Below are 23,371 nucleotides of genomic sequence, written 5' to 3'. Positions count from 1 at the left end.
GTCAGGCGTCCTGTTCGACGAGTCGGGAAAGGCGGATACGGTTGATCTTCCCCAGTTCGGTGCGGACGATCTCGCGCTCCTGCTCGGGCGAGTTGCCGATCCGCTCCTTGACCGCGTCCCGCATCTGCTCGCCGGTCCGGCCGGTGGCGCAGATGAGGAAGACGTGGCCGAACTTGTCCTGGTAGGCCAGGTTGAGTTCGAGCATCTCCGCCTTGAGTTCCTCGGAGGCGCCGGCCATTCCGGCCTGCTCGCGCGAGGAGGTCGGGTCGCCCGGCTTGGGGCGGCCGATGGGCGGGTGCCCGGCCATCGCCTCGGCGAGGTCGTCCGCCGTCAGCTCGGCCATGGCGGCGTCACTCGCGGCGTACAGGTCCTCGGTGGTGGCGTAGGGGCGGGCGGCGAGCAGGTGCCGGGCCCACGCCGTCGAGGCACACGCCTCGTGGAGTTCCGCGAGTGCCGCGGACTCCTCGAGGGCGTTGAAACGGGCCAGGCCCGACGCGGAAGTGGACGTCACGGGAGCCTCCGTGGCCTTGTGCTGAACGGGCGTGCCGATAGCTAACGCCCTCGGAAACAACGCGTCAACACTTTGTTGAAAATTCGCTGTGACGAAAGCCGCCGTCCGGATACCGGACGGCGGCTCGTGATGCGGGGCTCCCGTGCAGGTCAGGAGTCCTTCTCGCGGTTGAGGTAGTTGTAGACGGTGAAGCGGCTGACGCCGAGGGCGCCCGCGACGGTCTCCACGCCGTGCCGCACGGAGAAGGCGCCGCGCGCCTCAAGAGTGCGTACGACCTCCTGTTTGGCGCGCCGGTCCAGTTCGGCCAGCGGCCTGCCCTGCCGGCGCTCCATGGCCGCGAGGATGTGGTCCAGGGAGTCGGCGAGCTGCGGCAGGCGCACGGCGACGACGTCGGCACCCTCCCAGGCGAGGACGACGTCGTCCTGGCCCGCCTCGTCCGGCGGCAGCATCTCACCCCCGATGGAGTCGACCAGGGGCTTCACGGCCGCGATGAAGGGCTCCTCCCCCGGTCCGCTCACCGCTCGTCCTCCCCTTCGGCGTCCTGCCCGACCACGTTGACCTGGAGGGAGATCCGGGTGGCCCCGGCCTCCAGGGACCGGCGCAGCAGCGCGTCCACGGCGGTGAGCACCGCGTCGGCGCCGCCCTCGGCGGTGTTGCCGAACGGGCCGACGTCCACCTCGTCCAGCTCGGCGGCCTCGACGACCTCACGGGCGACCACCGCGTGCGCGGGCGCCTCGTCCAGGTCGAAGGGCTCGGTCGTGAACTCCACTCTCAATCGCACCCGGTCAACCTAACGCGCGGTGACCGTTTTACGCCGCCCCCTCTTGACAAGTGCGGAGCTCCACCGGCAATCTTCCATTACGCAGAAACGAACTTCCGTAATGCGGAACAACGAACGAAACGGAAGGGAGCGCGGCACCCGATGGGCTTCGCAGATCAGCGCTTCAACGTCAACCTGTCGATCCTCTTCACGGAACTCCCGCTCCTGGAGCGTCCCGCGGCCGCCGCCGCGGCCGGCTTCACCGCGGTCGAGCTGTGGTGGCCGTGGATCGACTCCCCCACCCCCGAGCGGTCCGAGCTCGACGCCCTGAAGAAGGCGATCGAGGACGCGGGCGTCCAGCTCACCGGACTGAACTTCTACGCGGGACAGCTCCCGGGCCCCGACCGCGGCGCCCTGTCCGTGCCCGGCGAGGAGTCGGACCGCTTCCGCGCCAACATCGACGTGGCCGCCGACTTCGCGAAGTCGCTGGGCTGCACGGCGCTGAACGCCCTGTACGGCAACCGCGTCGAGGGCGTGGACCCGGCCGAGCAGGACAAGCTGGCGCTGGAGAACCTGGTCCTCGCCGCCCGCGCGGCCGACCGGATCGGCGCGATCCTGCTGATCGAGGCGCTCAACAAGCCCGAGTCGCCGCTGTACCCGCTGGTGTCGGCGCCGGCCGCGATCGAGGTCGTCGACAAGGTCAACGAGGCCACCGGGCTCGGCAACGCCAAGTTCCTCATGGACCTCTACCACCTGTCCATGAACGGCGAGGACCTGCCGCAGGTGATCGACGCGTACGCCGCGAAGACCGGCCACGTGCAGATCGCCGACAACCCGGGCCGCGGCGCCCCCGGCACGGGCTCCCTCCCGCTCCAGGAGCTGCTCGACCAGCTGAAGAAGGCCGGTTACGACGGCTGGGTCGGCCTGGAGTACAAGCCGGGCGACAACCCCAGCGCCGAGGCCTTCTCCTGGCTGCCGGCCGAGGCCCGCGCGGCCCGCTGAGCGCCACCCCGCAGGAATTCTCCACAGATTTTCAGAGAGGTACCCATCATGAGCACGCTCCCCAAGGTCGCCTGGGTCGGTCTCGGCATCATGGGCTCCCCCATGTCCGAGAACCTGATCAAGGCGGGTTACCAGGTCACCGGCTTCACCCTGGAGCAGGAGAAGCTGGACCGCCTGTCCGCCGCCGGCGGCACCGCGGCCGGCTCGATCGCCGAGGCCGTGCGCGACGCCGACGTCATCGTCACCATGGTGCCCGCGTCGCCGCAGGTCGAGGCCATCGCCTACGGCCCCGACGGCATCCTGGAGAACGCCAAGTCCGGCGCGCTGCTGGTCGACATGTCCTCGATCACGCCGCAGACCTCGATCGACCTGGCGAAGGCCGCCAAGGACAAGGGCGTCCGCGTCCTGGACGCCCCGGTCTCCGGCGGCGAGGCCGGTGCCATCGAGGCCGTGCTGTCCATCATGGTCGGCGGTGAGCAGGCCGACTTCGACGAGGCCAAGCCGCTGCTGGAGGCGCTGGGCAAGACCATCGTGCTGTGCGGTCCGCACGGTTCGGGCCAGACCGTGAAGGCCGCCAACCAGCTCATCGTCGCCGTGAACATCCAGGCGTGCGCCGAGGCCGTGGTCTTCCTGGAGAAGTCGGGCGTGGACCTCAAGGCCGCCCTCGACGTCCTCAACGGCGGCCTGGCCGGCTCGACGGTGCTGACGCGGAAGAAGGACAACTTCCTGGGCCGCGACTTCAAGCCGGGCTTCCGCATCGATCTGCACCACAAGGACATGGGCATCGTCACCGACGCCGCCCGCAACGTCGGCGCCGCGCTGCCGGTCGGCGCCGTGGTCGCCCAGCTGGTCGCCTCGCTGCGCGCCCAGGGTGACGGCGGCCTGGACCACTCGGCCCTGCTGCGGGCCGTGGAGCGCCTGTCCGGCGCCCAGGTCTGACCTCGCGGTCAACCAGACCTCCGGGCGGCGCCGTCGCTGACACCTGTCCTGTCGCGCCCGAGCGGCGGCGCCGCCCGGAACCACTTCAACAAACTGTTGACGTGCATGTCACCCGAACTTAGGCTCCACGAAGCGGAAACAGTTTTCCGCTGACCCCTCGCACGGAAGGTCCCCGATGTCGCAGCGCGTGCTCACGACAGAGTCCGGCGCCCCGGTCGCCGACAACCAGAACTCCGCCTCCGCCGGCATCGGCGGCCCCCTCCTGATCCAGGACCAGCACCTCATCGAGAAGCTGGCCCGCTTCAACCGCGAGCGCATCCCGGAGCGCGTGGTGCACGCCCGCGGCTCCGGTGCCTACGGCCACTTCGAGGTGACCGACGACGTCACCGACTACACGCACGCCGACTTCCTGAACACCGTCGGCAAGCGCACCGAGGTCTTCCTGCGCTTCTCCACCGTGGCCGACTCGCTCGGCGGTGCGGACGCGGTCCGCGACCCGCGCGGCTTCGCGCTGAAGTTCTACACCGAAGAGGGCAACTACGACCTCGTCGGCAACAACACCCCGGTGTTCTTCATCAAGGACCCGATCAAGTTCCCCGACTTCATCCACTCGCAGAAGCGCGACCCGTTCTCGGGCCGCCAGGAGCCGGACAACGTCTTCGACTTCTGGGCGCACTCCCCCGAGGCCACGCACCAGATCACCTGGCTGATGGGCGACCGCGGCATCCCGGCGTCCTACCGCCACATGGACGGCTTCGGCTCGCACACCTACCAGTGGACGAACGCCAAGGGCGAGTCGTACTTCGTCAAGTACCACTTCAAGACGGACCAGGGCATCCGCTGCCTGACCGCCGACGAGGCCGCGAAGCTCGCGGGCGAGGACCCGACCTCGCACCAGACGGACCTGGTGCAGGCCATCGAGCGGGGCGTCTACCCGTCCTGGACGCTGCACGTGCAGCTGATGCCGGTGGCCGACGCGGCGAACTACCGCTTCAACCCGTTCGACGTGACCAAGGTGTGGCCGCACGCCGACTACCCGCTCAAGCGCGTGGGCCGGCTGGTGCTGGACCGCAACCCGGACAACGTCTTCGCCGAGGTCGAGCAGGCCGCGTTCTCCCCGAACAACTTCGTTCCGGGCATCGGCCCCTCCCCCGACAAGATGCTCCAGGGCCGCCTGTTCGCCTACGCGGACGCGCACCGCTACCGCCTGGGCGTCAACCACACCCAGCTCGCGGTCAACGCCCCGAAGGCCGTGCCCGGCGGCGCGGACAACTACGGCCGCGACGGCCTGATGGCCGCCAACTCGCAGGGCCGCGGCGCCAAGAACTACGAGCCGAACTCGTACGACGGCCCGGTCGAGACCGGCCGCCCGCTGGCCGCCCCGCTCGCGGTGTCCGGCCACACCGGCACCCACGAGGCCCCGCAGCACACCAAGGACGACGACTTCTTCCAGGCCGGTGAGCTGTACCGCCTGATGTCCGAGGACGAGAAGAAGCGCCTGATCGCGAACATCGCCGGCGGCCTGTCCCAGGTCTCCCGCAACGACGTGGTCGAGAAGAACCTCGCGCACTTCCACGCTGCCGACACGGAGTACGGCAAGCGCGTGGAGGAGGCGGTCCGCGCCCTGCGCGAGGACTGATCCACCAGCTCGCGTACGGACCCCGGCGGGGAGGCCGGGACCGTGCGCGGCCCGTGAAGGCACCGGAGCGGCCCGGATGAGGGGTGGCCGCCCGGGGCCGGCACGGGCAGGGCGAGGACCGCGGCGGCCTGCGAGCCAGTGCGGTGGTGAAAGGCCCGGACGCTTCTCCTACGACCTGAGGGGAGCGGCGTCCCGGACCCGTCGCACCGCCGCGGTCCCAGCCACCCGCCCCTTCGCAGGGGCCCCGAAAACTCCGTCCGGCGGCGCGAACGACCTGTCGCGCCCAGCCTCGCGCTGTCGGACGGACACCACGTGATATGACGTGACATCACGTGAAGACCTTCACCGGCTGAGAAGCGCCGGATGCGGACGGTCCCGCATCCGGCGCTTCTCGGCGTTTGCCCGCGATTCCCGGACTTCACCGGGTGCGGATTCCCGGCCCGCGCAGCAGCCTGGAGGCATGGCAACGGCACACCCATCCGAGCATCCGCACATCGTCGTCCACGCCCCCGCCCTGGACGGATCGCGCCGGGTCACCTCCGGCGACGAGACCCTCGGTGTCGCCTCGCACACCGACGACGTCGCCGAGCTGCTGCGGCTGGCCGACCTGTACGTGACCGACGTCGAGGAGAGCGACCTGGTCGAGTGGCAGGGCGGCGGCCCGGACGACTGGCCGGGGCTGCACGCGCACCACGAGGACTGAAAGCGGGCGTAGGCGTCCCCGCCGGCGGGCACATCCCCGGACACACGGGGGTGAGGCGATGGACGGTGGCACGGGGACCGGGTGGGAGCCGTACGAGGTCGCGCTGCTGGGCGGCGGGCCGCGAGCCGCCGTCACGGTGGCGGTGGTCGCCCTGCACCTGCGGGGCGCCGTCGAGACCGGCCCGCGCAGGACGCTGTGCGCGACGGGGCCGGAACCGGACGGACTGGGACCCTTCGAGGGGACCCTCCTGGACTGTCTGCGCGAGCCGCTCACCGCGCGGGAGCTGGTCCGGCACCCGGATACGCGCCTCGCGCTGGCCCTGGCGCGCATTCCGCTCGCGGAGGACGGGCTGCTGCGCTACCCCGGTCTGGGGCCGACCCGCGGCGCCCGCCGGCGCGTGGCGTTCTGGCGGGAGCGGTACCCGCTGCCGGCGGTCCGGCACGGGCTGTCGGACGACGACACGCTGCTCGCGGTCGCCCTGCACGGCGACGCCGCCCTGCGCCTGCTCCTGCCGCGCTTCGCGCTGCGCGCCGGGCTGATGGACCGGGGCGCCCCGGCCGAAGGAGTGCGCTTCTCGCTGGGCCGGGGCAGGTTCCTGAGGTGGCGCGACGCGTACGAGGACTCGGTCTCGGGCGGCTGGGGCACGGGCCACGGGGACCACTCGGGCGGCTGTGGCTCGGGCGGCGGAGGCGGTGGCGGCGGGGACTGAGCGGACCGACCGGTCCCGGACATGCGCGAGGGCGGCCCGTCGGATGACGGACCGCCCTCGTTGCTTCCGGTACGGGTCAGACCTTCAGCGTCTTGACGGCCGTCGGGGCGTGCCCCGGCTCGGTCGCCAGCTCCTCGAACTCCATGACGTTGCTGATGTCGTTGGTGCCCGACATGGAGATGTTGGTGATGCGCTCCAGGATCGCCTCGACGACGACCGGCACCTGGTGCTCGGCGGCGAGCTTCTTGGCCTGCTCCAGGGCCGCGCCCAGCTCGTTCGGGTCGGTGACCCGGATCGCCTTGCAGCCCAGGCCCTCGGCGACCTTGACGTGGTCGACGCCGTAGACGCCCAGCTCGGGCGAGTTGATGTTCTCGAACTCCAGCTTGACCTGGAAGTCGATGTCGAACGCCCGCTGCGCCTGGCGGATCAGGCCCAGGTAGGAGTTGTTGACCAGGACGTGCACGTAGGGGATCTTGTGCTGCGCGCCGACGGCCAGTTCCTCGATCATGAACTGGAAGTCGTAGTCGCCGGAGAGCGCCACGACCTGGGCCTCCGGGTCGGCCTTGGCGACGCCGAGCGCGGCCGGGACGGTCCAGCCGAGCGGGCCGGCCTGGCCGCAGTTGATCCAGTGCCGCGGGCGGTAGACGTGCAGCATCTGGGCGCCGGCGATCTGCGAGAGGCCGATGGTGGAGACGTACCGGGTCTCCGGGCCGAAGGCCTTGTTCATCTCCTCGTAGACGCGCTGCGGCTTGATCGGGATGTCGTCGAAGTGCGTACGGCGCTGGAGGGTGGCCTTGCGCTCCTGGGCGGAGGCGGACCACGCGGTGCGGTCGGGCAGCTTGCCGGCCGCCTTCAGCTCCTTGGCGACCTCGACGAACAGCTCCAGCGCGGCCTTGGCGTCGGAGGCGATGCCGTAGTCCGGGGCGAAGATCTTGCCGATCTGGGTCGGCTCGACGTCGACGTGGACGAACTTGCGGCCGGCGGTGTAGACGTCCAGCTTGCCGGTGTGGCGGTTGGCCCAGCGGTTGCCGATGCCGAGGACGAAGTCCGACTCCAGGAAGGTCGCGTTGCCGTAGCGGTGCGAGGTCTGGAGGCCGACCATGCCGGCGTTCAGCTCGTGGTCGTCGGGCAGCAGGCCCCAGCCCATCAGGGTGGGCACGACCGGGGTGCCGGTCAGCTCGGCGAACTCGACGAGGAGGTCGGCGGCGTCGGCGTTGATGACACCGCCGCCGGCCACGATCAGCGGGCGCTCGGAGGCGTTGAGCAGGCCGATGGCCTTCTCGATCTGGGCGCGGCTGGCGACCGGGCGGTAGACCGGCAGCGGCTCGTAGGTCTCCGGGTCGAACTCGATCTCCGTCATCTGGACGTCGATCGGCAGGTCGATCAGGACCGGGCCGGGGCGGCCGGAGCGCATCAGGTGGAAGGCCTGCTGGAAGACGCCGGGGACCTGTGCGGCCTCCAGGACGGTCACCGCCATCTTGGTGACCGGCTTGGCGATGGAGGCGATGTCGACGGCCTGGAAGTCCTCCTTGTGGATCACCGCGGTCGGCGCCTGGCCGGTGATGCACAGGATCGGGATCGAGTCGCCGATCGCCGAGTAGAGGCCGGTGATCATGTCGGTGCCGGCCGGCCCGGAGGTGCCGATGCAGACGCCGATGTTGCCCGGGTGGGTGCGGGTGTAGCCCTCGGCCATGTGCGAGGCGCCCTCGACGTGCCGGGCGAGGGTGTGGTTGACGCCGCCGGAGGCCTTGAGCGCCGCGTAGAAGGGGTTGATCGCCGCGCCCGGCACACCGAACGCGTCGGTGACGCCCTCGCGCTTGAGGATCTCAACTGCCGCTCGGGCAGCGGTCATACGAGCCATCGAGTACTCCTGCTTCGGCTGTCGGATTCGCACTCCCGTCGCGCCCCGCGGTGAGCTCTTCCGTAGCGACTTACTGAGAATTTCCAGTTTTCCGTATGATGGAAATTGATTTCTACGATCTGGAAGTAATGTAAGTGGGCAGCCGAAGGCCGTCAAGGGAGGACGATGGGCGTCATGTCCGAGACCGTCTCGGTGTGCTGCACCGCCTGCGGGCGCCGGCACCGCTACACGGCACCGTCGTACCCCTGTGCGTGCGGGGAGCCCGTCACCCCCGAGCTCGATCCGTGCCGGGCCGCCACCCCCGTCACTCACCGGAGCTGGGACGAGGAGTGGATCGGGTTGCGCTGCGCGGCCTGCGGGGCGCAGAGCCGGTGGCCGCGCCCGGAGCTGGGCTGTCCGTGCGGGACGGTGCTGCGCGTGCCGGTGGACCCGGCGGCCGCGGGGCGGTCCGGGCGCACGCCGGGTTCCCGGGTGCCGGCCCACCGGTCCGTGCCGATCCGTACCGCGCGCGACGCGGTCACCGCCGCGGTGCTGTATCTGCGCGGGCTGGGGCACCGGGACGTCCGGCGCGCCGACCAGCGGCCCGTGGCCGGCATCGGGCTGGCCGCGCCCGGCCTCGTGGTCCAGGTGGACCCGACGGTGGGCCCGGCCTCGGCGCGGGACGTGGAGTGCCTGTGGCTGACGGCCATGGCGGAGTCCGCCGCCCCCGTCTACTTCTCCCTGGCCGGGTACGCCGAGCAGGCCCGCGCCCGCGCCGACCTGCTGGGCGTGCCGCTCTTCGTCCTCGACCCGGCCGGTGTGCCGCGCCCCGTCAACGCGCCGGCCGTGGCGCTGGACGCCACGGCCGGCTGAAACTCGGAATACCGCCCGGAAACGACCGCCGGGCTATTCACCACCGTCGATCGCCGTGAAGCCGCCCTCGAATTCCCCCTGCCCCGAATTCGTCGAAGACCTTCCGGAAATCGCCGGCGTTCGAGGTACCGGTTTCGCTGGTCCCTGCCATGAGACCGCCCACCCGGCGGTCGCGTCCACCGCCTGAAGTACCGCAAAGCGGGCCTCACTTGAAGAAGGCGTGTGACTTCCGCCATCTTCCGGGAAGGTTGTGCGCCCAAATGTGAAGGTCTCATGCAGAGCCGGCGGTGCGGCCGCCCCGCGCACCTGACACTTCCTCAACTCCCTCCCGGTGACATTGATTTCCCATTCGCGGCCCCCTTGAATGGGTTCAGCTCGAACTCACATTCGCTGTTGCTCACCACAGACGACGAGGACGACCTTCTTATGCAGACGATGTTCTGGAGCCGCAGACGGCTCCTGACGACGGCCGCCGCCGTGGCCGCCGTGGCCTCCACTCCCTTGTCGCTCGCCCTGCCCACGCGCGCCTCGGCCGCGGACGCGGACCCGGCCGACTCGCTCACTCTGCCGGACACCGACCGCGCGAAGGTGGTCAAGGCCTGGCTGACCGGCGGCCGGGCCACCAGGGCGGCGGCGGAGTACGTGCTCCACGGCACCGACGCCGAGGTCCAGGCGTTCCTCACCGAGACCCTGCCCAGGGTCAGGACGGAGGACAACCGGGTCGCCGTCACCCGGTACCTCGCCCGCTCCGGCAAGGGTCTGCGCCGCGAGGCGGGCACCGCCCTCGACAACGGGGACGCCGCCATCGCGGCCTTCCTGGACGAGGGGTTCAAGGACGCGCTGCTCGAGGACCTGAGCGTGGCGACGTCCACCGTGCTGGCGAGCGGTGAGAGGGCCGTCCGGCGGGAGGCCTCGGCCGCTCTGGAGAGCGGCACCCGGGAGGCGCTCGAGGCGTTCCTCGTCGACGGCCAGTACGAGGCCCGCCTGGAGGACGCCAGGGTCCAGGTCACCGCGATGCTGGTCGACGCCGGGCCCGAGGTGCGCAAGTACGCGGGCCGGGCCCTGAGCGGCACGGCGACGGACATCGAGTGGTTCCTCGACACCGGCCAGCACATCGCCCGGGCGCGGGACCAGGAGTCGGCCACCATCGCGGAACTCGTCGCGGTCGTCGAACGGGAGGGCAAGCGGGCTCAGGCGCAGACCGACCAGGCCGTCGAGGCCGCCGCGCGCGCCGAGACCGCCGCCGCGAAGGCCAAGGAAGCCGCCGAGAAGGCCGTCGCGGAGGCGGCCGCCGCCAAGGAGGACGTGAAGAGGTCCGCCGCGGCGGCCCGCAAGGCGGCGAGCGCCGCCAAGGGCGCGGCGAACGCCGCCCGCAACGCCATCGCCGCCTCCAACGCCGCCGTGACCGCCTCGCGCCGTGCCTCCTGGGCCGCGGCGGCGGCGTCCCAGGCGGCCGCGACAGCCGGCAACGCCGCCTCGCGCGCCTACAACGCCGCCATCGCCGCCTCGCGGGACGCCGACAACACCGAGGCGGCCAAGAACGCGGCGATCGCCGCCCGCAACGGGGCCGCGAAGGCCCGGTCCGCGGCCAAGGCCGCCGACTACGCCGCGGCCGCCACCGCGCAGGCCGCGAACGCCGGCCACTCGGCCGCCAACGCCGCCCGGAACTCCGCCGCGGCCGCCAACGCCGCCGCGCAGGCCGCAGCGGCCTCCGGCGCCGCGCAGTCCGAGGCCGCCGAGGCCAAGCGCCAGGCCTCGATCGCGACGACCGCCGCCAACCGCGCCACCAACGCCGCCTCCACCGCCCAGGCCCTCGCGAACACCGCCGCCGCCGCGGCACGCACGGCACGCGACGCCGCCAACTCCGCCGCCACACACGCGGAGAACGCGGCCGAGGCTGCCGAGGAGGCGGTGAAGTACGCGGGTCAGGCCGTCGACTACGCCAACAAGTCCACCGCGCACGCGGCCAAGGCCTTGGAGGCGGCGAACAACGCCACCAAGGCGGTCGAGGACGCGTTGGCGGTGGAGAAGGCCGCCCGGGAGGCGGAACTGGCCCGTCTGGAGCAGGACAAGCTGCAGGCCATGGACGAGGCCCGGCTGCTGTCCCGGATCGAGGCCGAGGAACAGGCCGAGTTCGAGGACAAGAGGAAGCAGGAGGAGCAGACCGAGCAGGCCGTCAAGGACCTCATCGCGGCGGCGGAGAAGGCCCTGTACGAGACCGGTGACCTGCCGCTCGCCGTCACGCTGGGACGCCGGGCCGCCACCGGCCTGCTGGAGGCCAAGGGCTCGTGGACGCGGGAGGCGGCCCGGTTCGCGCTGGCCGGCGGCGACAACGAGGTGCTCTCCTGGATCGACCTCGACCGGGCCCTCGCCCAGCACCAGGACGACCGCGAAACCGTCCTCTACATCGCCCAGATATCCAGCCCCGCCATCGCGGAGGCGGCCCACACGGCGCTGGCGAGCTCCACTTCCACGGCGGTGGGCGACTTCCTCACCTCGGGAGTGATCCGGGCCTCGCAGGACGACAACCGGGTGCAGATCTCCCGCATCATCGGCCAGAACCCGGGCAAGGCGGTCGTCCGGGCGGCCAACGACGCGCTGGACAAGAACACCCCGGAGGCACTTCAGGACTTCTTCGACCGCACCTACCCCGAGGCCATGCGGGAGGACGACGCGGTGGCCACCGCCACGGCGATCGCCAACGGGGGCGAGTACGTCAAGTCCCACGGGGAGGTGGCTCTGGAGGGCCCCACCTGGATGCGCCGGAACTTCGTGCAGAAGGTGCAGTACAAGGCGGCGCAGCTCGACCACGACTCGGCCACCCACGTCGCGGCGGTCCGCGGGGCGATCGCGGCCGCGGCCAAGATCGCCTACAAGGCGCAGGAGAACGCGGCGCTGGCGTCCAAGGCGGCGGCGAACGCCCGCGAGGCCGCGAGCGAGGCCCAGGAGTGGGCCGACAAGGCGGTCGACGCGGCGAGCACGGCGGACGACTACGCCGACCAGGCGAAGAACAACGCCGCCGCCGCGGACAAGTCGGCGGCGGCGGCACAGGCCTCGGCGAACCGGGCCACGTCGGCGGCGGCGACCGCGCGCAACGCCTCCCGGTCGGCGAACTACTCCGCGAACAAGGCCATCGACGCGGCCCGTTCGGCACAGCAGTCCGCCTACAACGCCCAGGCCTCCGCCGCGAGTGCCCGCCAGTCCGCGCTGGAGGCGGGCAGGGACAAGGCCACCGCCGCGGCGGCGGCCAGTGAGGCGCGCCGCATCGAGGTGCAGAAGCGCGAGGCCGAGGTCAGGCAGGCGGCCCAGGAGGCCGCCGAGGAGGCGCAGCGTCAGCGCGAGGAGGGGAGGAACCCGGCCGACAACGAGAAGAACGACCAGGTGAACCCGAACGGCACCGGTGAGGAGAAGGAGGACTGGTGGTCGGACGCCGGCTGGTGGGCCGACGCCGCCAACACGGTCAGCACCGCGTCGGGTCTGATCGCCGCCGGTCTCGGTCTGGCCTCCCTGGCCTTCCCCCCGCTGGCGGTGGGCGCGGCGTTCTTCGCCGGGGTGTCCGTGGTCGCCGGCGGGCTGGGCACGCTCTTCACCGGCATCGAGTACGGCTTCACCAGCGGTGAGTTCATCAGCTCCCTGGGGATGTCCGCCCTGAACCTGGCCACCCTCGGCCGGGGCAGCCTGCTGAAGCCGGTCATCAACAAGGCGAAGCCGGTGATCAGCAAGGTCGCCGAGGAGGGCAAGGAGCTCGTCTCCGACATCATCTACGTCCTCGCGGCCTGACCGGCCTGCGCTTCCCGGCAGTTGACGGACGACGGGCCGGCCATGACGGCCGGCCCGTCACCCCTGAAAGGACAGTCGCACGATGAGACCGTCGTCCCGAATACCGCGCTTCAGACCGCCGCGACCACGGCGCTCCCGGGCGGCCCGAGCAACCCGGTCCCGGCGCGTGGTCCTCTCCCTGCTGGCCGTCATGGCGCTGGGCGCCACCACGACGGCCATGGCCCCGGCGCAGGAGACGCCGAAGGCGCCGGAGCAGCTCGGGCGCCAGGTCGACCGGATCGACCTCGCCGACCTGCCGGACACCTCCGCCCCCGTCGAGACCGAGCCGGTCCCGGTGACTCCCGGGGAGCACTGCCGGCCCACGCCGGCCGGCTCCCGCGAGCGCAGGGCGGGTGCGGTGGAGGCCTGCGTCACCATGAGCACCACGCCGGTGACGCGAACCGGCCGGCAGCCCCTCGCCGCCGCGCAGCAGTCGGCCCCGGCCGCCGCCGCCAACGAGGCCACCTGCGAGATCACCAACCCCGGGCAGTGGAACTACAGCCGCTTCGGCTACTGCGTGAGTGGCCTGACCGTGCTGTACGTGCTCAAGGACAGCACCGGGAAGCAGCTGGGCACCGGCACGCTGAGCGTCGCGACGAGTGCCCTCCTGCCCGCCGAACTCGCGAAACCGAAGTGGAACGAGTACGTCACGGTGGCCATGACCGGCGCGACCGGGGCCGTCACGTCCCTGACCGCGAAACTCAGAGCCGCGTGCACGACCGGCTGCAAGGTGACCAAGCCCGCCCCGTGGTGGGGAGGCGACCTGGTCAAGGGCAAGTCCGTCAACGGCTACGTGACCTACTCCTCCTCCCCGGGCGCCGGGAAGGCGGCCGAGTTCACGACATCCTACCAGCTGTACGTCACCTCTCCCGGCGCCCAGATCACGGACCCGAACGCCTCATGGAGCAACCCGAGGAAGATCCGCTGCGACGACGCCGTCCGTGACACCACCAGTTCCACCGGCACGCCCGGTCCCGGCTGCGTCGTGCCCTCGTACATGGCGGTCGTCGACATGAGCGCGACGTCGAGCTCGAGTGCCGCGGCGGGCGCCTACCTGTGGGCGCAGCGGAACCTCGCCGACGGCTGGGGCCGTGACAAGCCGCTGACCCGGGCGAAGAGCGGCATCGCCGACCGCACGAGCAGGACCTGCGGAAGCGGGAGTTCGAAGCCGTTCCAGGCCCGGACGGACATCCCGGGCGACAGCTGCGGCGAGTTCCCCTTCGCGGCCACCCACGAAGGAGGAACCGACGGCGCTCAGTGCACCGAGGTCATCCCCAACTACAGCAGCGGAGGGTGGGACGTCTACGTACTGGACGGCGGCACCGGCAGCCCTTGCGTGCGCGCCCACGTCCCGCTCGCGGACAACCGGTCCGCCGAGCAGCAGCTCTCCGACGGCTTCGCGAACCAGCGAGTGCTGGAGGCCGAGCAGTTCATGGTGAACATCACCGCGTCGGCACCCGAGCCGCAGGGCGACTGCCTCAAGAACTGGTCGACCGGGGCACTGCCTTCCGGCAACGGGTGGATCAAGAACACCACCGAACCGGTCCCACACACCAACAAGACCACCAACCCGCTCGGTCCGGCGGGTACCCGGGCGTCCACGGCCCAGGCGTGCATCGGCAAGCAGCTCGGCACGGGCAGCGACGCCGAGGGGGACATCACCGGCTGGGAGGACGCACGGCTGTACCGCGACCAGCACTTCCCCACGACCGGGCTCGCCCGGTGTCACCTGATCGCCAACATCCTCGGCGGAAAGGGCGGGCGCACGGACGGCGGTCCGGACAACCTCACCCCGTGCTGGCAGGTGGGCATGAACACCGGAACACCCAGCATGCGAACCTACGAGTTCGCGGCCCAGAAGGCGGTGGCCAACAGCGCCTTCGGACCGAACGACGCGATCCTGTACCAGGTCACGCCCGACTACCAGGACGCCACCAGCACGATCCCGATGGGGGTCACGATGACCGCTACCATCCAGCGGGCGGACGGAACGTCGCAGCCGCTGTTCCCCGACGTCTACATTCCCAACACCAAGGGCAAGACCGGGAAGTACAACCTCGGAAACTAAACCAGCCGATTCACGCCACCGGGAGCCAGTATGAGTCGCACCACCCCGCCGCGGCCGCTCGTCGTCACCGCGCTCTTCCCTCAACTGGCCCCCCTGGCGCGCACGGCGACCCGGCTGCACCCTCGGGCCGGGTCGCCCTCCCGGCACGACAGTTCGGTCGGCGGGCCGCTGCTGTGGCCCGCCGACGAACCCTGGCCGTTCTGCGAGGGCCCGCACACCTGCGACCAGGTGGGCGCCGCCTTCTCCCTGGAAGGGGAGCGGGAGGACCGGGGCATCGTGGCGCCGGGCACGCGACAGGACGACCACGACGAGTACGACGAGCACGAGGCCGACGACTGGGCGTTCGAGGACCTGGCCGACGGCGACCAGCCGTGGCCCGGAGGGCCGATCGCCATGCTGCCCGTGGCCCAGCTGTACCTGCGGGACATCCCCTCGCTGCGCCCGCCCGGGCAGGTCGAGGCCGATCTGCTCCAGGTGCTGTGGTGTCCCTTCGACCACCCGGAGCACCCCAGGACCGCGCTGTTCTGGCGGTCCGCCGCCACGGTCACCGATGTCCTCGAAGCACCCCCCGAACCGCCCGCGGTCGAGTTCCCCGGCTACCTTCCCCAGCCGTGCCTGCTCTCGCCCGAGGAAGTCACCGAGTACCCCGGTTTCCCGGAGCTGGGCAAGGAACTCCAGGAGCAGCTGGCGGACTGGGACAGGTGGCAGGCGGCCGGAGCGGCGGTGGACGCCTCCTACGCCGTGGCCCCGGACTCGTTCTACACGAACAAGCTGTCCGTCTCCCCCGGTTGGAAGGTGGGAGGCTGGTCCCGGTGGGGTCTCACCGATCCCGTGCCCCGGACCTGCTCCGCGTGCGGCGCGGGGCTGGAGCCGCTGCTGACCATCGCCTCGACCGAATGGAACAGCGGCACCGAGAGCTGGGCCCCCGAAGGGGACGGGGCCCGCGACCCGCTTCCCCCCGGTGTTCCGCCGGCCAACTACACCCGTACCGTCATCGCCGGCGGCCACAGCCTGCAGCTCCACGCCTGCCCGGTGTCCGCGGACCACCCGCACCTCGAACTCATCCAGTGAGGGCCGGGCCCGTCAGCCGCCGTACCGCTGCCTCAGCTCCACCTTGCGTACCTTCCCCGAGACGGTCATCGGGAAGGTGTCGAGGAGCTGCAGGCGGCTGGGCACCTTGTAGTGGGCCAGCCGGTCCGCGCAGTAGGCGCGCAGTTCCTCCAGGGTGAGCGGGTCGGCCGCGTCGCGCGGGATGACGCAGGCCAGCACCTCCTCGCCGTAGCGCTCGTGCGGTACGCCGACGACCTGGACGTCCGCGATCTTCGGATGGCCGTAGAGGAACTCCTCGACCTCGCGGGGGTAGATGTTCTCGCCGCCCCGGATGATCATGTCCTTGATGCGGCCGACGATCTCGACGTAGCCGTCCTCGCGCATCACCGCCAGGTCCCCGGTGTGCATCCAGCGGCCCTCGTCGATGGCCTCGGCGGTCCTCCGGGGCTCGTCCCAGTAGCCGAGCATCACGCTGTAGCCGCGGGTGCGCAGTTCACCGGCCTCGCCGCGCGGCACGGTCACGCCGGTCACCGGGTCGACGACCTTCACCTCGATGTGGGGCAGGACGCGGCCGACGGTGCCGGTGCGGTGTTCGAGGTCGTCGTCCATCCGGGTCTGGAGGGAGACCGGAGAGGTCTCGGTCATGCCGTAGCAGATGGAGACCTCCGCCATGTGCATCTCGGCGACCACCCGCTTCATCACCTCCACCGGGCAGGGCGAGCCCGCCATGATGCCGGTGCGCAGGGAGGTGAGGTCGTAGGACGCGAAGTCCGGGTGGTTCAGTTCCGCGATGAACATGGTCGGTACGCCGTACAGGGACGTGCACCGTTCCCGCTGCACCGCCTCCAGCGTCGCCGTCGGATCGAAGGACGGGGCGGGGATGACGATGCAGGCGGCGTGGGAGGTGATGCCCAGGTTGCCCATGACCATGCCGAAGCAGTGGTAGAAGGGCACCGGAAGGCACACCCGGTCCTGCTCGGTGTAGCCGACCGTACGGCCCACCCAGTAGCCGTTGTTGAGGATGTTGTGGTGGGAGAGGGTGGCGCCCTTCGGGAAGCCGGTCGTGCCGGAGGTGTACTGGATGTTGACCGGGTCGTCGCAGCTCAGCCCGGCCGCCGCCGCGGTCAGCCGCTCCGGCGGCACGGAGGCGGCGGCCGCCGTCAGCGCCTCCCAGGACGGGTCGCCGATGTAGACGGTCTCGCGCAGCTCCGGACACCGGCCGCGGACCTGGTCCACGATCGCCCGGTAGTCGCTGCTCTTGTGGGCGAGGGAGGCGACCAGCACGGTGATGCCGGACTGCTTGAGGACGTACTCCAGCTCGTGCGCCCGGTAGGCGGGGTTGACGTTCACCATGATCGCGCCAATGCGGGCGGTGGCGTACTGGACGAGGACCCACTCGGGGCAGTTGACCGCCCAGATGCCGACCCGGTCGCCCTTGGCGACGCCCTTCGCCAGCAGCCCGCGCGCCACCTCGTCGACGTCCGCGCCGAACTCGGCGTAGGTCCAGCGCCGTCCGGACGGTACGTCGACCAGGGCCTCGCGGCCCGGGTGGGCGGCGATGGCGCGGTCGAGGTTGGCGCCGACGGTGTCGCCGAGGAGCGGGGTGGTGCTGGTGCCGTGGGCGTAGGAGAGTTGCTGTGGCTCGGTCACCGAAAGTCCTCCTCGCGGTACTCGTCCTGGGAGCCGGCCGCCGTGGCCTCGCGCAGTTCGATGCGGCGGATCTTGCCGGAGACCGTCTTGGGCAGCTCGCCGAACTCCAGGCGCCGGACGCGCTTGTAGGGGGCGAGGGTCTGGCGGGAGTGCTCGAACAGCACCTTCGCGGTGTCGGGGCCCGGCTCCCAGCCCGCCGCCGGCACGATGTACGCCTTCGGCACGGCCAGGCGCAGTTCGTCCGGGGCCGGTACGACCGCCGCCTCGGCGACCGCCTCGTGCTCCAGCAGGGCGCTCTCCAGCTCGAAGGGGCTGATCTTGTAGTCGCTGGCCTTGAACACGTCGTCGGCCCGGCCCACGTAGGTGAGGTAGCCGTCCTCGTCGCGGGCGCCGATGTCGCCGGTGCGGTAGTAGCCGCCGGCCATCGCCTCCGCCGTGCGGTCGGGGTCGCCGTGGTAGCCGGTCATCAGGCCGACGGGGCTCTCGGCGAGGTCCAGGGCGATCTCGCCCTCGGCGGCACCGGGCGCGCCGGTCACCGGGTCGAGGAGTTCGACGCGGTAGCCGGGGCTGGGGCGGCCCATCGAGCCGGTCTTCAGCACCTGGCCGGGGCTGTTGGAGACCTGGACGGCGGTCTCGGTCTGGCCGAAGCCGTCCCGGACGGTCCGGCCCCACACCCGGCGGACCTGCTCGATCACCTCGGGGTTGAGCGGCTCACCGGCCGCGACGACCTCGCGGGGCGGAGTGGCGAGCTGCGCCAGGTCGGCCTGGATGAGCATCCGCCACACGGTCGGCGGGGCGCAGAAGGTGGTGACGCCGCCTCGGTCCATCTCGGCCATCAGGCGGGTCGCGTCGAACCGCGTGTAGTTGTACAGGAAGACGGTCGCCTCGGCGTTCCACGGCGCGAACAGGTTCGACCAGGCGTGCTTGGCCCAGCCGGGCGAGGAGATGTTCAGGTGCACGTCGCCGGGCTTGAGCCCGATCCAGTACATGGTCGCCAGGTGCCCGACGGGGTACGACACGTGGGTGTGCTCGACCAGCTTGGGGCGGGCGGTGGTGCCCGAGGTGAAATACAGCATCAGCGGGTCGCCGGCGGCGGTGGGGCCGTCGGGGGCGAAGGCGTCGGAGGCCGTGTACACCTCCTCGTAGGGTCGCCAGCCCGGCTCCGTCGTCCCGCCGACCGCGACGCGCGTGTAGTCGCCGGGCACGTCGGCGAACTTGCCGGTGTCCTCGGAGCGCACGATCACGTGCCGCACCCGGCCCCGGTCGACGCGGTCGCGCAGGTCGGCGGGGCCGAGCAGCGGGGTGGCCGGGATGACGACGGCGCGCAGCTTCATCGCGGCGAGCGCGGTCTCCCACAGTTCGGCCTGGTTGCCGAGCATGACGAGGATGCGGTCCCCGGGACCGACGCCCCACTCGCGCAGCCGGTTGGCGACCCGGTTCGAGCGGGCGGACATCTCGGCGAAGGAGACCCGGACCTCGGAGCCGTCCTCCTCGGCGATGTGCAGCGCGGTGCGCCCGTTGCCCTCGGCGATGGCGTCGAACCAGTCCAGCGCCCAGTTGAAGTGCTCGGGGCGGGGCCAGGTGAACCCCTCGTAGGCGGCGGTGTAGTCCTCGCGGTGCTCCAGCAGGAAGTCCCGTGCGCTGCGGAACAGCTCCGTGGCCGTCGTCATCTGTCCTCCTTCGTGCCGGACCTTGCCGGGCGGCTCTCTGCCATCGTGTAATCCGTGATGCAGGTCTCACTACCCCCGAACGGGGGTGTGCGCCCCGGGACGGGCGCGGGGAAGGCGGAACGAGTGGCGGTGGACGCGGCCGACGGGGTGGAGATCCGCAGCGCGCTGGTGCGGCTGCGGCGTACGACCGGGCTGCCGGTCGCCTTCGGCGGGCTGGTTGAGTCGGGGCGGCGGCAGGTGCGGATCAGCGAGCTGAGCGGCACCGCGACGGCCGCGCTCAGCGCCCTGGCGGTGACCTCCGGCAACGGCCTGGGCGGCAAGGCGGTGGCGCTGTCGCGGCCCTGCGCGGTGACCGACTACTCCGTCTCCCGGCAGATCAGCCACGAGTACGACCTTCACGTCGCCGCCGAGGGCCTGCGCTCGGTGGTGGCGGTGCCGGTGGTCGTACGGCGCCGGGTGCGCGGCGTGCTGTACGGAGCCCTGCGTTCGGCCCAGCCGCTGGGCGAGCGCACGCTGGGCGCGGCCGTGGCGGTGGCGCGGGACGTGGAGCAGTCGCTGGTGCTGCGGGACGAGGCGGGCGAGCTGCTGGCGGCGGCCCGGCCGCAGCCGGTGCGCGAGCCCGCGGGTTCCGCCGCCGCCTGGGAGCAGGTGCGGGAGGCGCACGCGGCGCTGCGGGCGCTGGCGCCCCGGATCGACGACCCGGCGCTGCGGGACGAGCTGCTGCGGGCGTGCGGGCTGCTGGCGCCCGGGACCGGGCCCGGTGCGCCCGAGGTGCGGCTGACGCCGCGCGAGGTGGACGTGCTGGCCTGCGTGGCGGCGGGGGCGACGAACGCGGTGGCGGCCGAACGGCTCGGGGTGGGCCCGGAGACCGTCAAGGGCTATCTGCGCTCGGCCATGCGCAAGCTTGGGGCGCGGACCCGCGGCGAGGCCGTCGCCGCCGCGCGCCGGTCGGGCCGGCTGCCGTGACGCCGTGGCGGGCAGCGGGACAGCGCCGTTCGCGGCGTGGCGCCGTTCACGGCGAGACGCCGTAGCGCTGCGGTGCCGTTCGCGGCAAGACGCCGTAGCGCTTCGGTGCCGTTCGCGGCATGGCCCGTCGGCTCTCCCTTCGCCGTACGCCGTACTCGGTTTTGCCGCCTTGTTATTTCCCTCACCTCGTCGCCCCGCCGTCAGGCACGGGACGTTGCCTAACATTGCCCGGGACACGACATGCGGAGGGAGCGGTCACCGTGCGACGGGACTTCGCGGAGTCTGCGGGGCGCCGTTCCGACCTGGTCATCGGGCGGGAGGAGTCGTTCGGCGCGGCGCGCGAGCAGCTCGCCCGGGGCGGAAGTGTGCTGTTGCACGGGCCCGCCGGAATCGGGAAGTCGACCGTGCTGCGGACGCTGGCCGCGGAACATGCCCGCACCACGCCCACGGTGTTGCGGTGCTCCGCCACCGAATCCGAGTCCCACCTCCCCTTCCTCGCCCTCGCCGACCTCCTGGGCATGGTCCTGGACCAGGTCTCCGACGCCCTGCCCACCGCCCAGCGCACCGCCCTGGAGTCGGCGCTCACCGGCCGCGGCGAGTCCACGCTCCAGCGCGACGGGCTGGCGCTGCGCCTGGCCGTGCTCTCCGCCCTGCGCGCCCTCGCCGCCGAGGGACCCGTGCTGGTCGTCGCCGACGACCTGCAGTGGCTGGATCCGGCCAGCGCCGAACTCCTCGGCTTCGCCGCCCGCCGCCTGGGCGACACCCCCGTACGGCTGCTGTGCGCGGTGCGCACCGAGGAGCCTCGGGCGGAGGGCGCGGAGTACGACCGCCACCTGCGCGCGTCCCCGCCGGACACCCGCGCGGTACGGCTCGGCCCGCTGACCCGCGCGCAGGTGTCGGCGCTGCTCGACGAACGGGGCTACTCGGGCCTGCCCCGCTCCACGGTCCGCGACATCCACCGCACCAGCGGCGGCAACCCCCTGTTCGCGCTGGAGCTGGGCCGGGCGCTGGCCGAGAGCCCCACCCCGCCCCGGCCGGGTGAGCCGCTGCCCGTGCCGACCTCGCTGCGCGCCCTGGTCCTGACCCGCCTGGGGATGCTGTCGGACGAGGCGCGCCGCACCCTCCTGGTCGCGAGCGCCGGCGCCCGTCCCACCCCGGCGCTGCTGCACGCGGCGGGCCGGGAGAACGCCGAGGCCGAGACGGCGCAGGCGGCGACGCTGGGACTGCTGGCGACCGACCCGGAGGGACCCGCCGTACGGTTCGCGCACCCGCTGATCTCGGCCGCGCTGTACGCGGAGGCGCCGGCGCCGGAGCGGCGGGCCGCGCACGCCGCGCTGTCCACGGCGGCCTCCGACCCGATCGAGCGCGCCCGGCACCTGGCCCTGGCCACCACCGGCACCGACCCGGAGGTGGCGGCCCGGCTGGCCGAGGCCGCCGCGCTGGCCCGGGACCGCGGGGCGCCGTCGGTGGCCGCGTCGCTGGGGCTGCTCGCGGCCCGGCACACCCCGCCGGACAGCGCACCGGGCCCGGACGAGCGCCGGCTCACGGCCGCCGAGGACGCGATCACCGCGGGCGAGCCGGACCTCGCCCGGGACATCGCCCGTGAGGTGCTGACCCGGGCCGGCGCGCCCGGCGAGCGGGTACGGGCCTGGATGGTGGTGATCGAGGCCGCCGGGCAGGCGATCGGCGACGTCGACGCCGCCTTCCCGCAGGCCCTCGCCGACGCGGGCGACGACCCGCGCCTGCTCGCCCTGGTCCACTACCAGCTGGCGTGGCGCTCCCTGGTGGTGCAGGGCGACTTCGCGCAGGGCCGCGAGGAGGCCGCGCACGCCGCCCGGCTGGCGGCCGAGGCCGGGGACCGGCGCACCGAGCTGCTCGCGCTGGCGTTCCAGGCGCAGGCCGAGACGCTGATGGGGCATCCGGGCGCCCCGGCGACCATCGGGCGGGCCCTGGCGGAGCCGCAGGACCCGCGGGTGGCCTGCCATCACAACGGGGCCGGTTCCTCCCGGTTCCGGTGGCTGGTGATGAACGACCGGCTGGCCGAGGCGCGCACCGCCGTCACCGGGCTGCTGCGCGAGGTGCGCCGGCGCGGCATGGCCGAGAGCGAGGTCCACTACCTGCGCTTCCTGGCCGAGACCGAGCTGCACTCCGGGCACTGCGGCCGGGCCCTGGAACTGTCCCGGGAGAGCCTCACGCTGGCCCGCGACGCGGGCATCGGGGAGGGCGCGGGCGCGATGCAGGCCGCGCTCGCCGAGGCGGCCGGCGGGGACGTGCGGCGGGCGGTCACGCTGGCGCGGGAGGCGGTGCGGCGGACCGAGGAGGACGGCGACGCCGTGTACCTGTCGCGGGCGCTGGCCGCGCTGGGTCACGCGAGCCTCGTCGCGGGCGACGCGGAGGCGGCGGTGCGGGCGCTGCGCCGGGTACGGGAGCTGGAGGCGGGCGCGGGCATCACCGACCCGGCGCGGGGCCGGTGGCAGGGCGACCTCGCCGAGGCGCTGGTGCGGACCGGGGAGCCGGCCGAGGCCCTGGACGTCATCGAGGTCACGCGGGCGCACGCGCTGCGGCTCGGGCGCGGGAGTGTGCTCGCGGTACTGGACCGGGCCGAGGCGCTGGTGCGGGCGGCGCGCGGCGAACACCGGTCCGCCGTCACGCGGTTGGTGTCGGCGCGGGAACGGCTCGCCGGGCTGGGCTACGGCCTGGAGGAGGCGCGGGCCGCCTTCGCGCTGGCGGAACTGCGGGCGGACCGGCCGGGACGGGCGGCGGGGTCGGGGGCGGGGGCGGGGGCGGGGGCGTACGACGAGGCTGCCCGGCTGTTCCGGCGCTGCCGGGCGCTGCCCTGGCTGCGGCAGGTGGAGGCGGCGGTGGCGGCCCGGACGGCCGAGCCGCTCCCGGCGCCGCCCGCCGTTCCCGACGCGCTGGCGGGGCTCGCCTCGATGGAGCGTCAGGTGGCGGCCCTGGTCATGGAGGGTGCCACCAACCGGGAGATCGCCGGCCGCCTGTTCGTCAGCGTCAAGACCGTCGAGGCGACGCTGACCCGGGTCTACCGCAAGCTGGGGATCCGGTCCCGGGTCGACATCGTCAGACTGGCGGCGGGCCGGCGGGAGGAGTGACCCGGAGGGGCTGACCGGCCGGGGTTTGGCGCGCGCCGACCGAGGGTTTTCCCTGCCGGGCT

16 protein-coding genes and 1 pseudogene are annotated in these 23,371 nt (G+C 72.6%); 11 read left to right on the top strand and 6 right to left on the bottom strand.

Features of this window, described 5'->3' with window-relative positions; genetic code table 11:
- Nucleotide 1: 1 nt before the first annotated feature.
- The 3 genes from uraD to KUM03_RS01195 form a co-directional block, all read right to left on the bottom strand.
- Nucleotides 2-511 (bottom strand): 2-oxo-4-hydroxy-4-carboxy-5-ureidoimidazoline decarboxylase, encoded by a 510-nt coding sequence (gene uraD / locus KUM03_RS01205; protein ID WP_217244958.1) that lies wholly within the window; start codon nucleotides 509-511, stop codon nucleotides 2-4.
- A 149-nt stretch (nucleotides 512-660) separates the two neighbouring features.
- Nucleotides 661-1,029, bottom strand: coding sequence for a helix-turn-helix domain-containing protein (locus KUM03_RS01200; RefSeq protein WP_217244955.1), 369 nt, complete (start codon nucleotides 1,027-1,029; stop codon nucleotides 661-663).
- Nucleotides 1,026-1,292, bottom strand: a complete 267-nt coding sequence (locus KUM03_RS01195; protein ID WP_073730385.1) for a hypothetical protein — start codon at nucleotides 1,290-1,292, stop codon at nucleotides 1,026-1,028. Before KUM03_RS01195 ends, KUM03_RS01200 begins: the two co-directional genes overlap by 4 nt.
- Before the next feature lie 141 nt (nucleotides 1,293-1,433).
- On the opposite strand from KUM03_RS01195, the gene KUM03_RS01190 reads away from it, so the two are divergent.
- The 5 genes and pseudogenes from KUM03_RS01190 to KUM03_RS01170 form a co-directional block, all read left to right on the top strand.
- A complete protein-coding gene (locus KUM03_RS01190) occupies nucleotides 1,434-2,273 on the top strand; it encodes a TIM barrel protein (RefSeq protein ID WP_217244953.1) in 840 nt (279 codons plus the stop codon).
- 48 nt (nucleotides 2,274-2,321) lie between these two features.
- Complete coding sequence (locus KUM03_RS01185) at nucleotides 2,322-3,212, top strand: 2-hydroxy-3-oxopropionate reductase (protein ID WP_217244952.1); 891 nt, start codon at nucleotides 2,322-2,324, stop codon at nucleotides 3,210-3,212.
- Between the two features lie 175 nt (nucleotides 3,213-3,387).
- Nucleotides 3,388-4,851: a catalase gene (locus tag KUM03_RS01180; RefSeq protein WP_217244951.1), complete on the top strand. Its 1,464-nt coding sequence runs from the start codon at nucleotides 3,388-3,390 to the stop codon at nucleotides 4,849-4,851.
- A gap of 460 nt (nucleotides 4,852-5,311) precedes the next feature.
- Nucleotides 5,312-5,554, top strand: coding sequence for a hypothetical protein (locus KUM03_RS01175; RefSeq protein ID WP_217244950.1), 243 nt, complete (start codon nucleotides 5,312-5,314; stop codon nucleotides 5,552-5,554).
- A gap of 49 nt (nucleotides 5,555-5,603) precedes the next feature.
- Nucleotides 5,604-6,263, top strand: a pseudogene (locus tag KUM03_RS01170) (TIGR04222 domain-containing membrane protein); the annotation flags it as partial.
- 76 nt (nucleotides 6,264-6,339) lie between these two features.
- On the opposite strand, the gene gcl reads toward KUM03_RS01170, so the two are convergent.
- Nucleotides 6,340-8,124, bottom strand: coding sequence for a glyoxylate carboligase (gene gcl / locus KUM03_RS01165; protein ID WP_217244947.1), 1,785 nt, complete (start codon nucleotides 8,122-8,124; stop codon nucleotides 6,340-6,342).
- Between the two features lie 165 nt (nucleotides 8,125-8,289).
- On the opposite strand from gcl, the gene KUM03_RS01160 reads away from it, so the two are divergent.
- From KUM03_RS01160 to KUM03_RS01145, 4 genes are all read left to right on the top strand, one after another.
- Complete coding sequence (locus KUM03_RS01160) at nucleotides 8,290-8,976, top strand: hypothetical protein (protein ID WP_217244945.1); 687 nt, start codon at nucleotides 8,290-8,292, stop codon at nucleotides 8,974-8,976.
- A 393-nt stretch (nucleotides 8,977-9,369) separates the two neighbouring features.
- Nucleotides 9,370-12,756 (top strand): ALF repeat-containing protein, encoded by a 3,387-nt coding sequence (locus KUM03_RS01155; protein WP_254398642.1) that lies wholly within the window; start codon nucleotides 9,370-9,372, stop codon nucleotides 12,754-12,756.
- A gap of 166 nt (nucleotides 12,757-12,922) precedes the next feature.
- Complete coding sequence (locus KUM03_RS01150; RefSeq protein WP_308406219.1) at nucleotides 12,923-14,863, top strand: DNA/RNA non-specific endonuclease; 1,941 nt, start codon at nucleotides 12,923-12,925, stop codon at nucleotides 14,861-14,863.
- Nucleotides 14,864-14,893: 30 nt separating this feature from the next.
- Entirely contained in the window at nucleotides 14,894-15,934 is a 1,041-nt protein-coding gene (locus KUM03_RS01145) for a hypothetical protein (protein WP_217244943.1), read from the top strand.
- Nucleotides 15,935-15,946: 12 nt separating this feature from the next.
- Here KUM03_RS01145 and KUM03_RS01140 read toward each other — a convergent pair whose 3' ends face one another.
- Nucleotides 15,947-17,563: an AMP-binding protein gene (locus KUM03_RS01140; protein ID WP_217244942.1), complete on the bottom strand. Its 1,617-nt coding sequence runs from the start codon at nucleotides 17,561-17,563 to the stop codon at nucleotides 15,947-15,949.
- Nucleotides 17,560-19,233, bottom strand: a complete 1,674-nt coding sequence (locus KUM03_RS01135) for an AMP-binding protein (RefSeq protein WP_217244939.1) — start codon at nucleotides 19,231-19,233, stop codon at nucleotides 17,560-17,562. The genes KUM03_RS01140 and KUM03_RS01135 overlap by 4 nt, the downstream gene beginning before the upstream one ends.
- Before the next feature lie 123 nt (nucleotides 19,234-19,356).
- Between KUM03_RS01135 and KUM03_RS01130 the strand changes: the two genes are divergently transcribed.
- Nucleotides 19,357-20,199 (top strand): helix-turn-helix transcriptional regulator, encoded by an 843-nt coding sequence (locus tag KUM03_RS01130; protein ID WP_217244937.1) that lies wholly within the window; start codon nucleotides 19,357-19,359, stop codon nucleotides 20,197-20,199.
- A gap of 260 nt (nucleotides 20,200-20,459) precedes the next feature.
- On the top strand, nucleotides 20,460-23,309 hold the full coding sequence (locus tag KUM03_RS01125) for an AAA family ATPase (protein ID WP_217244935.1): 2,850 nt from the start codon (nucleotides 20,460-20,462) through the stop codon (nucleotides 23,307-23,309).
- The last annotated feature ends 62 nt before the right edge of the window (nucleotides 23,310-23,371 follow it).

Origin of the sequence: Streptomyces sp. AC602_WCS936, assembly GCF_019049125.1 — a bacterium.
In the GTDB taxonomy this organism is placed as follows: domain Bacteria; phylum Actinomycetota; class Actinomycetes; order Streptomycetales; family Streptomycetaceae; genus Streptomyces.
This window is presented reverse-complemented; position numbering and strand designations above follow the sequence as displayed.

Excerpts from the sequence above, each read along its gene's own strand:
- KUM03_RS01190 (WP_217244953.1), top strand. The coding sequence starts at position 1,434 with ATGGGCTTCGCAGATCAGCGCTTCAACGTCAACCTGTCGATCCTCTTC.
- KUM03_RS01185 (WP_217244952.1), top strand. The coding sequence starts at position 2,322 with ATGAGCACGCTCCCCAAGGTCGCCTGGGTCGGTCTCGGCATCATGGGC.
- KUM03_RS01180 (WP_217244951.1), top strand. The coding sequence starts at position 3,388 with ATGTCGCAGCGCGTGCTCACGACAGAGTCCGGCGCCCCGGTCGCCGAC.
- KUM03_RS01175 (WP_217244950.1), top strand. The coding sequence starts at position 5,312 with ATGGCAACGGCACACCCATCCGAGCATCCGCACATCGTCGTCCACGCC.
- gcl (WP_217244947.1), bottom strand. The coding sequence starts at position 8,124 with ATGGCTCGTATGACCGCTGCCCGAGCGGCAGTTGAGATCCTCAAGCGC.
- KUM03_RS01160 (WP_217244945.1), top strand. The coding sequence starts at position 8,290 with ATGGGCGTCATGTCCGAGACCGTCTCGGTGTGCTGCACCGCCTGCGGG.
- KUM03_RS01145 (WP_217244943.1), top strand. The coding sequence starts at position 14,894 with ATGAGTCGCACCACCCCGCCGCGGCCGCTCGTCGTCACCGCGCTCTTC.
- KUM03_RS01135 (WP_217244939.1), bottom strand. The coding sequence starts at position 19,233 with ATGACGACGGCCACGGAGCTGTTCCGCAGCGCACGGGACTTCCTGCTG.